Origin of the sequence: Variovorax sp. Root473 (genome assembly GCF_001426505.1) — a bacterium.
GTDB lineage: Bacteria > Pseudomonadota > Gammaproteobacteria > Burkholderiales > Burkholderiaceae_C > Variovorax.
Genome location: NZ_LMEV01000019.1, coordinates 89,438 through 104,060 on the forward strand (window position 1 = coordinate 89,438; position 14,623 = coordinate 104,060).

Genomic DNA, 14,623 nt, shown 5'->3' on the forward strand with positions numbered 1-14,623 from the left:
GTGAGGCCTCGGTGCCCGCTCAGCGCTGAAGGAAGGCCGGCACGCCGCGTCCTTGCGATGCCAGGAACCGCATCATCGGATCGACCACCGCGCGCACGGCGGGCCGCGTGCCCACGCGGTCGCGCCAGGCCACGAGACGCGGCGTGGCTTGAGTCATGCCGGCGCCCTTGCGGTCGGCGAACACGTGGGCCATGTAGAAGGCGATGTCGGCAAAGGAGTACGGGCCGGCCAGGTGTTCGCGCGTGGCGAGCAGGCCTTCCAGCTCTTCGTAGAAGCGCGCGCAGGCGGCGCATGCGGCCACGGCCGGGGCGCTCTGCATGGCGTCCTGCAGGCCGAAGAGCTTGACGACGTTGGGGAAGAACACCTCGTCCGACTTCTGCTCCAGCTGCCGCGCGCGGGCCCGGCCGGCAATGCCTTCGGGCCACAGCGCGGGCTGCGGGTAGCGGTCTTCGAGGTACTCGAAGATCTGTGTCGAATCGAACAGCGCGACCTCCTCGTCGACCAGCACCGGCACCTGCTGCTTCACCGGGTTCACGCGCAGCACCTCGGGGTGCTTGGGCTCGTAGGCGTCGTCGGTGGTGAAGGGCACCATCACGAGCTCGAAGCGCACGCCTTTCTCGCGTGCCGCGATCTCGGCCTTGGCGCCGAACATGCTGAGGGGGCCGGAGTAGAGGCGTGTGGTCGTCGTCATGCCCCCGACTTCAACAGAAACCGCGCGTCAGGTCGAGCCCCAGACTTCCTGCGCGGTTTCGACGACCAGGCGCAGCTTGTTGCGCTGCGCTTCGACGGCGATGTTGTTGCCGTGCACCGTGCTGGAGAAGCCGCATTGCGGCGACAGCGCGAGCTGGTCGAGCGAGGCGTACTTGCTGGCGTCCTCGATGCGGCGCTTGAGCTCGTCCTTGTCTTCCATCTCGCCGAACTTGGTGGTCACGAGGCCGAGCACCACGGTCTTGCCCTTGGGCAGGTAGCGCAGTGGCTTGAAGTCGCCCGAGCGCGCGTCGTCGTACTCCATGAAGTAGGCGTCCAGGTCCATCTCTTTCAGCAGCGCCTCGGCCACGGGCTCGTAGTTGCCGGCGGCGGCGTGCGTGCTCTTGAAGTTGCCGCGGCACAGGTGCATGGCCAGCAGCATGCCCGGCGGCTTCTGCGCCACCACCTTGTTGATGAATGCGGCGTAGCGGTGCGGCAGCTCGTTCGGGTCGTCGCCGCGCTTGCGGGCGGCTTCGCGCATGTGCTCGTCGCACAGGTAGGCGAGGTTGGTGTCGTCCATCTGCACGTAGGTGCAGCCGGCGGCGGCCAGCGAGCGCAGCTCGTCGCCGTAGGCCTGGGCCACGTCGTCGTAGAAGGTCGGGTCGAGTTCGGGGTACGCGTCCTTGCTGATGCCGGCGCGGCCACCGCGGAAGTGCAGCATCGTCGGCGAAGGAATGGTCACCTTCGGCGTGCGGCCGGCCGACACCTGGCTCTTGAGGTACTGGAAGTCGGCGAGCTGGATGTCCTTGACGTGGCGCACCTTGTCGATCACGCGCATCGCGGGCGGCGCCAGCTCCTCGGTGCCGTCGGGGCGGCGGATGGTGACCGGGATGTCGGTCTTCACGCCGCCGAGCTGGTCGAGGAAGTCGATGTGGAAGTAGGTGCGGCGGAACTCGCCGTCGGTGATGCTCTTCAGGCCGATGTCTTCCTGGAAGCGGACGATCTCGGTGATGGCCTTGTCTTCGACCTTGCGCAATTGCTCGGGCGTGATCTGGCCCTTGGCTTTCTGTTCGCGGGCTTCGAGCAGGTATTGGGGGCGCAGGAAGCTGCCCACGTGGTCGTAGCGGGCGGGCAGGGCGGCATGCTGGGACATGGAATGAACTCCGTCGTGACTGTGAACGAGCGGAATCCTATCGCCTTCGCGCGAGTCTTGTTTGTATACGATTGACTCAGTAATTACCCTCGAATAAGGGGTTGTGCGATGGAATTCATCTATTTTCTGTATACATTGAGTATCCATGAAGACGACCACGACGACCTTTCCGCTCAACGCCTGGTACGCCGCCGCTTACGACGTGGAAGTGCGTCGCGCGCTGCTGCCGCGCACGATCTGCAACCAGAAGCTGGTGCTGTTCCGTCGTACCGACGGCCAGGTGGCCGCGCTCGAAGACGCCTGCTGGCACCGGCTGATGCCGCTGTCGCTGGGCCGCCTGGAGGGTGACGAGCTGGTCTGCGGCTACCACGGCCTGGTCTACAACAGCCAGGGCCGCTGCACCCACATGCCGAGCCAGGAAACGCTCAACCCCTCGGCCTGCGTGCGCAGCTTTCCGGTGGTCGAGAAGCACCGCTTCGTGTGGATCTGGCCCGGCGACCCGGCCAAGGCCGACCCTGCGCTCGTGCCCGACATGCACTGGAACGACGACCCCGCCTGGGCCGGCGACGGCAAGATGATCCGCGTGAACTGCGACTACCGGCTCGTGGTCGACAACCTCATGGACCTCACGCACGAGACCTTCGTGCACGGCTCGTCGATCGGCAATCGCGAGGTCGCCGAGGCGCCCTTCGTCGCCACGCACGGCGACCGCTCGGCCACCGTCACCCGCTGGATGGAGAACATCGACGCGCCGCCGTTCTGGGGCAACCAGATCCGCCATGCGCGCGGCTACACGGGCAAGGTCGACCGCTGGCAGATCATCCGTTTCGAAGGGCCGTGCACCGTGAACATCGACGTCGGCGTGGCCGAGGCAGGCAGCGGCGCAGTGCCGTCGGGCAGCAACCCCGGTGACCGCAGCAAGGGCGTCAACGGCTACGTGCTCAACACCATCACGCCAGAGACCGACAAGACCTGCCTGTACTTCTGGGCCTTCGCGCGCAACTACTGCCTGGGCGAACAGCGCCTCACGCACGAACTGCGCGAGGGCGTGTCGGGCATCTTCCGCGAGGACGAGATCGTGCTCGAGGCGCAGCAGAAAGCCATCGACGAGCACCCCGATCACCAGTTCTACAACCTCAACATCGACGCCGGCTCGATGTGGGCGCGCCGCCTCATCGACCGCATGATCGAGAAGGAGCGGCCCGCGCGCGCCGCGATCCCGATCCGCCCTGTCGAAGAGAAACAGGCCGCTTGATGAAGGTCGCCCCCATGACTTCCGCCGAGCCCGGCGACAGTGGCAGTTCGCAGGCCGTGAAGGCGCAGCTGCGGCTGCGCGAAATGATTCTGGCGGGCGAACNNNNCGCGCATTGCCGAGGTCGCCATCTCCGAACAGCTCGGCGTGTCGCGCACGCCGGTGCGCAGCGCGCTCATGCGGCTGGAGCAGGAGGGCCTGCTCGAAGCCCTGCCCAACGGCGGCTACGCGGTGCGCACCTTTTCCGAGCGCGACGTGGCCGATGCCATCGAGCTGCGCGGCACGCTCGAAGGCCTGGTGGCGCGGCTGGCGGCCGAGCGCGGCGCGGCGCCCGTGGTGCTGCGCGAAGCGCGCGCCTGCCTCCTGCGCATCGACGAGCTGCTGCGCGAGCCCGCGCTCGACGACGCGGCCTTCTCGCGCTACGTCACGCACAACGAGAAATTCCATGCGCTGCTGTGCGAGATGGCGGGCAGCCCCGTCATCGCGCAGCAGCTCGAACGCGTGGTCAACCTGCCGTTCGCCTCGCCCTCGGGCTTCGTCATCGTGCAGGCCAATTCGCCGGCCGCGCGCGACATGCTCGTGATTGCGCAGGACCAGCACCTGCAGGTGCTCGACGCCATCGAATCCGGCGAGGGCTCGCGCGCCGAGGCACTGATGCGCGAGCACAGCCGCATTGCGCGGCGCAACCTGCGCGAGGCGTTGCACGGCACGCCGAGTGCCGAGCAGCGTCCGCTGCCGGGCGTGCAACTGATCCGCCGTCGCGGCTGACCGACGACCTTCTTCTTTCCTTCTTTCCTGCTGGTGTTCCCCCGATGAAAAGCGATCTTCAATGGATGCAGGCGCAGGTGGTGGCGCTGCGCGACGTCACGCCCACCGTGCGCGAATTCACGCTGCGCCCCGACGCCGACTTCGTCGCTGCGCACGAGCCCGGCGCCCATCTGCAGGTGCAGGTGATGACCGAGCAGGGCCGCATACAGACGCGCTCCTACTCGCTGGTGGGCGAGGGCGACGGCAGCTGCTGGCGCATCGCCGTCAAGCGGCTGGACGACGGCCGTGGCGGCTCGCGTGCGATGTGGCGCCTGGCCGTGGGCGACCGGCTCCAGGTGAGCGCGCCGCAGAACCACTTTCCGCTCGACCTCGCGGCGCCCGGCTACCTGCTGGTGGCCGGCGGCATCGGCATCACGCCGCTGGTGCTGATGGCGCAGCGCCTGGGCGCACTGGCGCAACGCCGTGGCGTGCCGGTGGCCATGCTGTACGGCGCGCGCCATGCAGGCGAGTTCGGCTACCTCGACACCTTGCGCGACGCATTGGGCGAAGCCGGCGTGCGGGCGCACGAAGGCGCCGCGCCCATCGACTTCGACGCCGCCATCGCCGCGCTGCCGCCCGGCGGCCAGCTCTACACCTGCGGCCCGGTGCCGATGCTCGAAGCCGTCAAGCGCGCGTGGGCCGCGGCCGGCCGGCCGCTCGCCGACCTGCGCTTCGAAACCTTCGGCAGCAGTGGGCGGCTCGCCACGCAGGCCTTCACCGTGCGCATTCCCCGCCACGACCTGTCGATCACCGTGCCGGCCGACTGCACCTTGCTCGACGCGCTCGATGCGGCCGGCGTGCAGACGCTGTCGGACTGCAAGCGCGGCGAGTGCGGCCTGTGCGCCATGGATGTGCTCGCGGTCGACGGCGAAGTCGATCACCGCGACGTGTTCCTCAGCCCGCACGAGAAGCAGGCGACCACGCGCATCTGCGCCTGCGTGTCACGCGCCGTGGGTACGCTCACGCTCGACTCCGCCTACCGTCCCGACTGCTGAAAACATCGGTTGCGCGATCATCGCGCAACCATTCGATTGATCGCGCAACAAAGTGCCGCGCTGCGCGGCGGGTAGGTGATTGCCTGCTGCGTCAGTTGTTGCGAATTGTTCAAAATATGCCCGGTTTCGCGTTCCGCCCCTCAAAGGAAAACTCCATGCAAAGACGCCATCTCATCCAGACCGCCGGCCTTTCGGCGATTGCGCTTGCCACCGCGCTCACCCTGCCGCTGGCCAGCGCGCAGACCAGCAACACCTTCAAGATCGGCCTCATCCTGCCGATGACGGGGCAGCAAGCCTCCACCGGCCGGCAGATCGAAGCGGCAGCGCGTCTTTACATGGCCCAGAACGGCGACACCGTGGCCGGCAAGAAGATCGAGCTGATCGTCAAGGACGACGTGGCCACGCCCGACGTCACCAAGCGCCTCGCGCAGGAGCTCATCGTCAACGACAAGGTGAACGTGATCGCGGGCTTTGGCGTCACGCCGGCCGCGCTGGCCGCCGCGCCGCTGGCCACGCAGTCCAAGACGCCGCAGGTGGTGATGGCCGCGGCCACTTCGAGCATCACCGAGGCCTCGCCCTACATCGTGCGCAGCAGCTTCACGCTGCCACAGGTGTCGGTGGTGATGGGCGACTGGGCGCCCAAGAACGGCGTGAAGACGGTCGTGACGCTCGTCGCCGACTACGGCCCGGGCAACGACGCCGAAAAATTCTTCAGCGAGCGCTTCCAGCTGAATGGCGGCAAGGTGCTCGAAAAGTTGCGCGTGCCGCTGCGCAACCCCGACTTCGCGCCGTTCCTGCAGAAGGTGCGCGACGCCAAGCCCGACGCGCTGTTCGTCTTCGTGCCCTCGGGTGCGGGCGCGGCGGTGATGAAGCAGTTCCTGGAGCGCGGCATGGACAAGGCCGGCATCAAGATGATCGCCACCGGCGACGTGACCGACGACGATCAGCTGAACGACATGGGCGACGGCGCGCTGGGCGTGGTCACCTCGCACCACTACTCGGCCGCGCACCCCTCGGCGCTGAACAAGAAGTTCGTCGAGGCCTTCCAGAAAGCCAACCCCAAGATGCGCCCCAACTTCATGGCCGTGGGCGGCTATGACGGCATGCGCGTGATCTACGAAGCCCTCAAGGCCACCAAGGGCCAGGGCGGCGGCGAAGCGCTGCTGGCGGCCATGAAGGGCCAGGTCTTCGAGAGCCCGCGCGGGCAGGTGCTGATCGATGCGCAGACGCGCGACATCGTGCAGGACGTGTACCTGCGCAAGGTTGAAAAGAAGGATGGGCAGCTCTACAACGTCGAGTTCGACGTGCTCAAGGGCGTGAAGGACCCGGGCAAGGCGAAGTAATCAAACCCGCCCCCAGGCTGCGCGCACTCCGTGTCGCGCGCGCCTTCCCCCTGCCGGGGGCGACTCCCGAGGCCCGGCAAAGCCGGTTCCTCGGTGTTCCCCGAAGAAACCGCAGTGCGCGCAAGCTGTTGAATCGCTGACATGTTGACCATTCTTTTCGACGGCATCGCCTACGGCATGCTGCTCTTCGTCCTTGCCGTGGGGCTGGCCGTGACGCTCGGGCTGATGAACTTCATCAACCTCGCGCACGGTGCCTTTGCCATGGCGGGTGGCTACCTCACCGTGTTCGCGATGCAGAAGTTCGGCGTGCCGTTCCTGGCCTGCCTGCCGCTCGCGTTCATCGTCGTCGCACTCGCCGGCGCGCTGCTGGAGCGCACGCTCTACCGGCCGATGTACGGCAAGCCGCACCTGGACCAGGTGCTCTTTTCCATCGGCCTGGCGTTCATGGCCGTCGCGGCCGTCGACTACTTCGTCGGCTCGTCGCAGCAGAACCTGCAGCTGCCCGAGTGGCTGCGCGGGCGCAGCGAATTCGGCGACGGCGCGTTCCTGTTGGGCATGGGCCACTACCGCATCTTCATCATCGCCGTGTGCGCCGTGCTCACGGTGGTGTTGCAGCTCATCCTCTCGAAGACGCGCTTCGGCAGCCGCCTGCGCGCCGCCGTCGACGACCCGCGCGTGGCCGCCGGCCTGGGCATCAACGTCAACATCGTGTTCCTGCTGACCTTTGCCGTGGGCTCGGGGCTCGCGGGGCTGGGCGGCGCGCTGGGTGCGGAAATCCTCGGGCTCGATCCGACCTTCCCGCTCAAGTACATGATCTATTTCCTCATCGTGGTCTCGGTCGGCGGCACCTCGTCGATCACCGGGCCGCTCGCCGCCGCGCTGCTGCTCGGCATTGCCGACGTGGCCGGCAAGTACTTCATTCCGAAGATGGGCGCGTTCACCGTCTACCTGCTCATGATCCTGATCCTCATGTGGCGGCCGCAAGGGCTCTTCACCCGCAAGGGAGGCCGTTGAAATGAGCGCACCTGCCCATGAATCGGCCCTGCTGCGCACCGCGCGCTGGCGGCCCTGGGAGTTCGTGATCTGGGCGGTGGCCTTCGCGCTGCCGCTGCTCGTGCCCTCGCATTCGCTGCTGGTCAACGAGATCGCCATCGTCGCGCTGTTCGCGATGTCGCTCGACCTGATCCTCGGCTACACCGGCATCGTGTCGCTCGGCCATGCCGCCTTCTTCGGCTTCGGTGCGTATGCCGCCGCGCTGTTCGCCAAGCTCGTCATGCCCGACCCGACCGTCGGCCTCGTGTTCGCCACCGTGCTGTCGGCCTTGCTCGGCCTCGTGGCCAGCGTGACGATCCTGCGCGGCAGCGACCTCACGCGGCTCATGGTCACGCTGGGCACCGCGCTGCTGCTGCTGGAACTGGCCAACAAGCTCGACTGGCTCACGGGCGGCGCCGATGGCCTGCAGGGCGTGGTGATGGGGCCCGTGCTCGGCCTGTTCGAGTTCGACCTGTATGGCCGCACGGCTGCCTGGTACTCGCTGGCCGTGATGCTCGTGCTGTTCCTCGTGATGCGCCGCATCGTGCATTCGCCCTTCGGTGCCACGCTCAAGGCCATCCGCGACAACCGGCTGCGCGCCATGGCCATCGGTATCCCGGTGGTGTCGCGGCTCGCCGTGGTCTACACCGTGGCCGCCGGCATCGCGGGTGCGGCGGGTGCACTGCTGGCACAGACCACCGGCTTTGCTTCGCTCGACGTGCTGGCTTTCGACCGCTCGGCCGACGTGCTGCTGATGCTGGTCATCGGCGGCGTGGGCTGGCTGTATGGCGGCGTCACCGGCGCCATCGTCTTCAAGCTGCTGCAGAACTGGCTGTCGTCGGTCACGCCGCAGTACTGGATGTTCTGGATCGGCCTGATCCTTGTGCTGCTGGTGCTCGTGGGACGCGATCGGCTGCTCAAGCCATGGACGTGGTTCGGCGCTGGCAGGAAGAAGGGCGATAAGGGGGGCGTGGCATGACCGACACCGTGCTCTCGACCCAGGGTCTGGTGATGCGCTTCGGCGGCATCACGGCCACGAACAACGTCACGATGGAACTGAAGCGTGGCGCGCGCCACGCGCTCATCGGGCCGAACGGCGCCGGCAAGACCACGCTGATCAACCTGCTGACCGGTGTGCTCACGCCCACCGAAGGGCGCATCTCGCTGCTCGGCGAAGACATCACCATGCTCGCGCCGCACAAGCGCGTGGCGCGCGGGCTGGTGCGCACCTTCCAGATCAACCAGCTCTTCGATTCGATGACGCCGCTGGAAACCCTGGCGCTCGTGGTGTCGCAGCAGAAAGGCATCGCCGCGCAATGGTGGCGTCCGCTGGGCGCGGACAAGCGCATCGCCGAGCGGGCCGGACAACTGCTGGAGCAGTTCCATCTTGCCGACGTCGCGCAACAGCAGACGAAGTTGATGGCCTACGGCAAGCGCCGCCTGTTGGAGATCGCCATTGCGCTGGCCTGCGAGCCGCGCGTGCTGCTGCTCGACGAGCCGGTGGCCGGCGTGCCCGCGGGCGAGCGCGAAGAACTGCTGCAGACGGTGGCTGCGCTGCCGTCCGACGTGTCGGTGCTGCTCATCGAGCACGACATGGACCTGGTGTTCAGCTTCGCCGACCGCATGACGGTGCTGGTCAACGGCGCGCTGCTGACCGAGGGCGACCCGGAAACGATCGCGAACGACCCGAAGGTCAAAGAGGTCTACCTGGGCCACGGAGAACATGCCCATGTCTGAACTGCTGCGCATCGAGAATCTGAGCGCCGGCTACGGCGAGGCCGTGGTGCTGCACGACGTGGCCTTCTCGCTCGGCGAGGGCCAGACGCTTGCGCTGCTGGGCCGCAACGGCACGGGCAAGACCACGCTCATCAACACGCTGGCCGGCGCCACGCGCCAGCACGGCGGCACCATCGCGCTCGGCGGGCAGTTGGCGCTGCACAAGCTGCAGCCGCACCAGCGCGCCGCGGCGGGGATCGGCTGGGTGCCGCAGGAGCGCAACATCTTCAAGTCGCTCACCGTGCACGAGAACCTCACGGCGGTGGAGCGGCCCGGCAAGTGGAACCCACAGCGCGTGTACGAGATGTTCCCGCGTCTGGCGGAGCGCAAGACCAACCTGGGCACGCAACTCTCGGGCGGTGAACAACAGATGCTGGCAGTTGGCCGCGCGCTGGTGCTCAACCCCAAGCTGCTGCTGCTCGACGAGCCACTCGAAGGCCTCGCGCCGATCATCGTGGAAGAGCTGCTGCGTGCGATTCGCCGCATCACGCAGGACGAGGGGCTGGCCGCGATCATCGTGGAGCAGCACCCGCAGGCGATCCTCGCGATTTCCGACCACGCCGTGGTGCTCGACCACGGGACCATCGTGCATGCCGACACGGCGGCGGCGCTGCGTGCGCAGCCCGAGGTGCTCGACCGGTTGCTGGGCGTGGCGCGCTGAATTTCTTGGGCTAGATCGCGCAGCCGTCGGGGCCGCAGGCTTCAGGCGCAGCTGCCGCAGGCTTCGGCGCGACGAAGGTCGCAAGCTGCGCCTTCCATGCGTCCACACGCCCCAGCCACGGCCCGATGTCGATGCGGCCCGTGCTGCCATCGGCCTGCGCCAGCACGAAGGTCGGGAAGCCCTGGCCGCCCGCGCGCTGCAGCAGGTCGCGGCTCGCGGCGATGTGGCGTGCGGTGGCCTCGCCCGTGTGCTGCGCGAAGGCCGCAGCGAAGGCTTCGGCATCGAAGCCGAGTTCGACCGCCAGTTCGGCGAGCACGCCGGCCTCCGCAATGCGCCGACCCTCGACATAGTGGGCCTGCTGCACGCGGTGCGCCATGTCCAGCCCGCCGCCTGCACGCAGCGATTCGGCGGCGAGGATGGCGGTGATCGGCGGTTCGGAATCCATCACCGCGCCGCTGTCGCGCAGCAGGCCTTCGAAGTAGGCCTCACCGAAGGGCTGGCCGGTGAGTTCGGCGATGCGCCTGTCGTGCGGGATCACGTAGTCGCGCCACTGCGGCGTGATGGGGCGGCGGTTGGCACCGGTCATCATGCCGCCGGCGTGAAGCTCGACGCGCAGGCCCGGCACGGTGCGCGCGGCCTCGACCAACGGCGCGGCGGCGTAGCACCAGCCGCACAGCGGATCGAAGATGCAGTGCAGCGTGGCGGTGTCGCCGTTGTTGTTGGTTACTGCGGCCACTTCATTTCTCCCTTGATGACCTTGGCGCCGAGTTCGAGCGACGAGGCGTCTTCGAGCTTCGGGTAGCGCCGCTTCATGGCGGCGATCAGCGCGGCCGAGTCCTTCGCCTTGGCGGCCTCGGTCTCGAAGGCCTTGAGGTAGTCGCGCGTGAACTTCACCGAGGCCACGGTGGAGGGCGCCGAGCCATCGGCGTTCGGCAGGCAATGGCCGGGCACCACGGTCTTGGGGTGCAGCGCGGTGATGCGGTCGAGGGTCTTGAGCCAGTCGCGGCGCGACTGCACCGTTTGCGTGTCGGCCACCCAGACGTGGATGTTGGCCGACACCGGAATGCCGCCGACCACCGCCTTCAGCGAGGGAATCCACGCGAAGGTGCGCGCGGGCGTGGGGCTGTCGAGGCCGACGACCTGGATCTTGCGGCCTTCGAGCGTGAGGCTGTCGCCGGCCAGCGGCTCGGGCACGACCAGCGCCTGCGGTGCGTTGTCCTTGAGGATCGGGCCCCAGTGCGCGAGCTTGCCGTCCTTGGAGGCCTGGATGGCGGCGACGGTCTGCGGCGTCGCGACGATCTTCGCGTCGGGGAAGGCGGCGCGGATCACGTCCAGGCCGAAGTAGTAGTCGGGGTCGCTGTGGCTGATGTAGACCGTGGTCAGCTTCTTGCCGCTGTCCTTGATCTTCTGCACCAGCGCCTGGGCGTCGTTGCGCTGGAACTGGGCATCGACCAGCACGGCGTCGGTGGCGCCGGCGAGCAGCACCGACGACACGGGGAACATCGACTTCGTGCCGGGGTTGTAGACGTCGATCTTGAGCGGCTGCACGGCCTGCGCGGCGAGCGGTGCGAGGGCGAATGCGGCGGACAGGGCGGCAGCGGCAACGAGGGTTCTGCGGAACATGGCAGTGGCTTTCGGTCGATTGATGGAGGGTGACAGCGCAAACAGGCCGGATGTTAGGTTGCGGGAAACGAAACAAAAACCATCGCCAAGACAATGGATCGTTTCGGTTATCGGACGAATCAGCGGTCGTCGGCGCGGTCTGTGGCGCATCGCTCCAGATGCGCGACCAGCAGCTGCGCCGAGGGCGACAGCGTCGACTCGCTGCGAAAGCAGATCGCGAAGCGCCGGCGCGCCCACTCGTCCGTGAGCGGCATCAGCCGCAGCCCGAAGGCCTCGGTGAAGGGCCGGGCGACCTCCGCCGGCACCACGCTGATGGCCAGCCCGGCGCGCACCACGCGCAGCGCCGCATCGAAGTTGGACACCAGCACGCGGTATACAAGCGGTTTGCCGGCCACTGCGGCTTCGCGCGCGAGCATCAGCTGCACGGCGCTCAGCGCCGGCATGCCGACGAATTCGTGGTCGAGCACTTGCTCGAAGCGCACCGCGTCGTGGCGGGCCACGGGGTGCGACGGGTGGGCCACGATGGCCAGGTGGTCGGAGCGGTAGTCGCGCCGCTCCAGGCCGTCGAGGTCGGCCGCGTCCCAGCACAGGCCGATGGACGCGATGCCCTCGCGGATGCCGCGCACGATCTCGGGGCTCACGCGTTCTTCCATGTCGACGCGGATGTTGCGGTGCGCCGGGTCCTGCAGGAAGCCGGCCACGTCCTCGGCCAGCGATTCGGCCATGACGGAGGCCGACGCCAGGATGCGCACATGCCCGCGCGCGCCGCCCGCATACGCGGCCATGTCGCGCTCGATGCGGGTGGCGCTGCCGAGCATGGCGCGCGCATGTTCGAGCAGCGTTTCGCCGGCCGGCGTGGGCACCACGCCGCGGCGCTTGCGCAGCAGCAGCGGCGTGCCGACCGTGTCTTCGAGCTGCGCGAGGCGCTTGCTGATCGCCGAGCCGACGATGTTGGCCTGCTCGCCGGCGCGCGCGATGCTGCGGCTGTCGCAGACGGCCACGAACAGGCGCAGGGTGGTCAGGTCGAGGTCTCTCATGAAGTTCCAATCTGGAAGCGAATGGCTTCCAAAATATACCTTCAGGACTGATTCGGAACTTCTACGATCGAGGCCATTCCCCCACGACGGAGACAAAACTTGATTCACGCCTTCCTGCCGCCGCGCGCGGTCGTTCGCGAAGTGGGCCTGCGCGACGGGCTGCAAAGCATCGCCCGCGTGCTGCCCACGGCGCACAAGCTCGAATGGATCCGCGACGCGCACGCGGCCGGTCAGCGCGAGATCGAGGTCGGCTCCTTCGTGCCGGCGCACCTGTTGCCGCAGCTGGCCGACACGGCCGAGCTGCTGGCGTATGCGAAGACGCTGCCGGGCCTGTTCGCTTCGGTGCTCGTGCCCAACCTCAAGGGCGCGGAGCGCGCCATCGCCGGCGAAGCCGACCTGATGATGGTGCCGCTGTCGGCCAGCCATGCGCACAGCCTCGCCAACCTGCGCAAGACGCCCGACGAGGTGGTGGCCGAGGTCGGCCGCATGCGCGCCGCGCGCGATGCGGCGGGCTCGAAGACGCTGATCGATGGCGGCGTGGGCACGGCGTTCGGCTGCACGCTGCAGGGTCATGTCGACCCCGACGAAGTGCTGCGACTGATGCAGGCGCTGCTCGACGCGGGCGCCGACCGCGTGAGCCTGGCCGACACGGTGGGCTACGCCGATCCGGCGATGGTGCGCAGCCTGTTCGAGCGCGCGTTGCGCATCGCGGGCGACCGCCTCTGGTGCGGCCATTTCCACGACACGCGTGGCCTCGGGCTCGCCAATGTCTACGCCGCGCTGGAGGTCGGCGTGACGCGTTTCGATGCGTGCCTGGCCGGCATCGGCGGCTGTCCGCATGCGCCGGGCGCGAGCGGCAATGTCGACACCGAAGACCTGATCTTCATGCTCGAGAGCATGGGCGTCGTCACGGGCGTCGATCTGCCGAAACTGCTCGATCTGAGGAAGCGCGTGGCGGGCTGGCTCGATGGCGAGACGCTGCAAGGCACGGTGTGGCGCGCGGGTTTTCCGAAGACCTTTGCACGTGCGGAAGGCGTCGCGGCATGAGCACGGAGGAAAAACGCCTGCCGCTCACGGGCATCCGCGTGGTCGAGTTCACGCACATGGTGATGGGGCCGACCTGCGGCATGGTGCTTGCCGACCTGGGCGCCGAAGTCATCAAGGTCGAGCCGATCGAGGGCGACCGCACGCGGCACCTGCTGGGCGCGGGCGCGGGCTTCTTCCCGATGTTCAACCGCAACAAGAAGAGCATCGCGCTCGACCTGCGCAACCCGCAGGGGCTCGAGGCCGCGCTGCGGCTGTGCGGCACGGCCGACGTGGTGGCACAGAATTTCCGCCCCGGCACGATGGACAAGTACGGCCTGGGCTATGCCGCGCTCGGCAAGCTCAATCCGCGCCTCGTGTACGTGAACCACACGGGTTTCCTGCCCGGTCCCTACGAACATCGCACCGCGCTTGACGAGGTGGTGCAGATGATGGGCGGGCTGGCCTACATGACGGGCCGCCCGGGCGATCCGCTGCGCGCGGGCACGAGCGTGAACGACATCATGGGCGGCATGTTCGGCGCCATCGGCGCCATCGCCGCGCTGATGCAGCGCGCTGAAACCGGCAAGGGCCAGGAGGTGCAGTCGGCGCTGTTCGAGAACAACGTGTTCCTCGTCGGCCAGCACATGCTGCAGTACGCGATCACGGGGCAGGCCGCCGCGCCGATGCCCGAGCGCATCTCGGCCTGGGCGCTGTACGACGTGTTCACCGTGAAGGACGGCGAGCAGATCTTCCTGGCGGCGGTGAGCGACGCGCAGTGGACGGTGTTCTGCGACGCGCTGGGCTTCGACGACCTGAAGGCCGACCCGGCCCTGCGCACGAACAACGACCGCGTGCGCCTGCGGCCCACGCTGCTGGCCGACCTGCGCGCCCGGCTCGCCGCCCGTTCGGCCGCCGAGCTGTCTGCGATCTTCGAGGCGCGCGGCCTGCCGTTCGCGCCGATCACGCGGCCCGAAGACCTGTATGCCGATCCGCACCTGCAGGCCACCGGCGGCCTTGCGGACATCCGCTTGCCCGACGGCGAGCGCGCCGGCGAAATGGCGCAGACGACGCTGTTCCCCATCACGCTCGGCGGCGAGCGCCTGGGCGTGCGGCTGCATCCGCCGACGCTGGGCGAACACACGCGCGAACTGCTGGCCGAACTGGGCTACGAGGGCGCGCAGATCGCGGCGATGCAGGCCGACGCGGCCGTCGCCTGAGTACTTCATCAAAA

General features: G+C 68.2%; 13 protein-coding genes and 2 pseudogenes. 10 read left to right on the forward strand and 5 right to left on the reverse strand.

Going from position 1 to position 14,623, the window contains the following annotated elements:
* Positions 1-19: 19 nt before the first annotated feature.
* Both ASD34_RS23525 and ASD34_RS23530 read right to left on the reverse strand, forming a co-directional pair.
* Entirely contained in the window at positions 20-691 is a 672-nt protein-coding gene (locus ASD34_RS23525; protein ID WP_056582985.1) for a glutathione S-transferase family protein, read from the reverse strand.
* 27 nt (positions 692-718) lie between these two features.
* Positions 719-1,840, reverse strand: coding sequence for a 5-methyltetrahydropteroyltriglutamate--homocysteine S-methyltransferase (locus ASD34_RS23530; protein ID WP_056582987.1), 1,122 nt, complete (start codon positions 1,838-1,840; stop codon positions 719-721).
* A 145-nt stretch (positions 1,841-1,985) separates the two neighbouring features.
* Here ASD34_RS23530 and ASD34_RS23535 point away from each other — a divergent pair, with 145 nt between their 5' ends.
* The 8 genes and pseudogenes from ASD34_RS23535 (at position 1,986) to ASD34_RS23570 (ending at position 9,706) form a co-directional block, all read left to right on the forward strand.
* Positions 1,986-3,095, forward strand: coding sequence for an aromatic ring-hydroxylating dioxygenase subunit alpha (locus tag ASD34_RS23535; protein WP_056582989.1), 1,110 nt, complete (start codon positions 1,986-1,988; stop codon positions 3,093-3,095).
* A 106-nt stretch (positions 3,096-3,201) separates the two neighbouring features.
* A pseudogene (locus tag ASD34_RS23540) lies at positions 3,202-3,860 on the forward strand (GntR family transcriptional regulator); the annotation flags it as partial.
* Positions 3,861-3,904: 44 nt separating this feature from the next.
* Complete coding sequence (locus ASD34_RS23545; RefSeq protein ID WP_056582990.1) at positions 3,905-4,894, forward strand: PDR/VanB family oxidoreductase; 990 nt, start codon at positions 3,905-3,907, stop codon at positions 4,892-4,894.
* A 155-nt stretch (positions 4,895-5,049) separates the two neighbouring features.
* The gene (locus tag ASD34_RS23550) at positions 5,050-6,237 is read left to right on the forward strand and encodes an ABC transporter substrate-binding protein (protein WP_056582992.1); all 1,188 of its coding nucleotides are present in this window, start codon (positions 5,050-5,052) and stop codon (positions 6,235-6,237) included.
* A 141-nt stretch (positions 6,238-6,378) separates the two neighbouring features.
* The gene (locus tag ASD34_RS23555; RefSeq protein ID WP_056582994.1) at positions 6,379-7,251 is read left to right on the forward strand and encodes a branched-chain amino acid ABC transporter permease; all 873 of its coding nucleotides are present in this window, start codon (positions 6,379-6,381) and stop codon (positions 7,249-7,251) included.
* A gap of 1 nt (position 7,252) precedes the next feature.
* Entirely contained in the window at positions 7,253-8,248 is a 996-nt protein-coding gene (locus ASD34_RS23560; protein ID WP_056582995.1) for a branched-chain amino acid ABC transporter permease, read from the forward strand.
* Positions 8,245-9,006 (forward strand): ABC transporter ATP-binding protein, encoded by a 762-nt coding sequence (locus ASD34_RS23565; protein ID WP_056582997.1) that lies wholly within the window; start codon positions 8,245-8,247, stop codon positions 9,004-9,006. Before ASD34_RS23560 ends, ASD34_RS23565 begins: the two co-directional genes overlap by 4 nt.
* The gene (locus tag ASD34_RS23570) at positions 8,999-9,706 is read left to right on the forward strand and encodes an ABC transporter ATP-binding protein (RefSeq protein WP_056583450.1); all 708 of its coding nucleotides are present in this window, start codon (positions 8,999-9,001) and stop codon (positions 9,704-9,706) included. The genes ASD34_RS23565 and ASD34_RS23570 overlap by 8 nt, the downstream gene beginning before the upstream one ends.
* Positions 9,707-9,716: 10 nt before the next feature.
* Here the strand turns inward: ASD34_RS23570 and ASD34_RS23575 are convergent, their stop codons facing one another.
* The 3 genes and pseudogenes from ASD34_RS23575 to ASD34_RS23585 form a co-directional block, all read right to left on the reverse strand.
* On the reverse strand, positions 9,717-10,442 hold the full coding sequence (locus ASD34_RS23575; RefSeq protein ID WP_056583000.1) for a DsbA family protein: 726 nt from the start codon (positions 10,440-10,442) through the stop codon (positions 9,717-9,719).
* Positions 10,436-11,329: pseudogene (locus ASD34_RS23580) on the reverse strand (MBL fold metallo-hydrolase); the annotation flags it as partial. The gene ASD34_RS23575 and the pseudogene ASD34_RS23580, both read right to left, overlap by 7 nt.
* Before the next feature lie 119 nt (positions 11,330-11,448).
* Positions 11,449-12,366, reverse strand: a complete 918-nt coding sequence (locus ASD34_RS23585) for a LysR family transcriptional regulator (RefSeq protein ID WP_056583004.1) — start codon at positions 12,364-12,366, stop codon at positions 11,449-11,451.
* 99 nt (positions 12,367-12,465) lie between these two features.
* Between ASD34_RS23585 and ASD34_RS23590 the strand changes: the two genes are divergently transcribed.
* Both ASD34_RS23590 and ASD34_RS23595 read left to right on the forward strand, forming a co-directional pair.
* Positions 12,466-13,413, forward strand: coding sequence for a hydroxymethylglutaryl-CoA lyase (locus ASD34_RS23590; protein WP_056583005.1), 948 nt, complete (start codon positions 12,466-12,468; stop codon positions 13,411-13,413).
* Entirely contained in the window at positions 13,410-14,609 is a 1,200-nt protein-coding gene (locus ASD34_RS23595; RefSeq protein WP_056583007.1) for a CaiB/BaiF CoA transferase family protein, read from the forward strand. Before ASD34_RS23590 ends, ASD34_RS23595 begins: the two co-directional genes overlap by 4 nt.
* Positions 14,610-14,623: the final 14 nt, after the last annotated feature.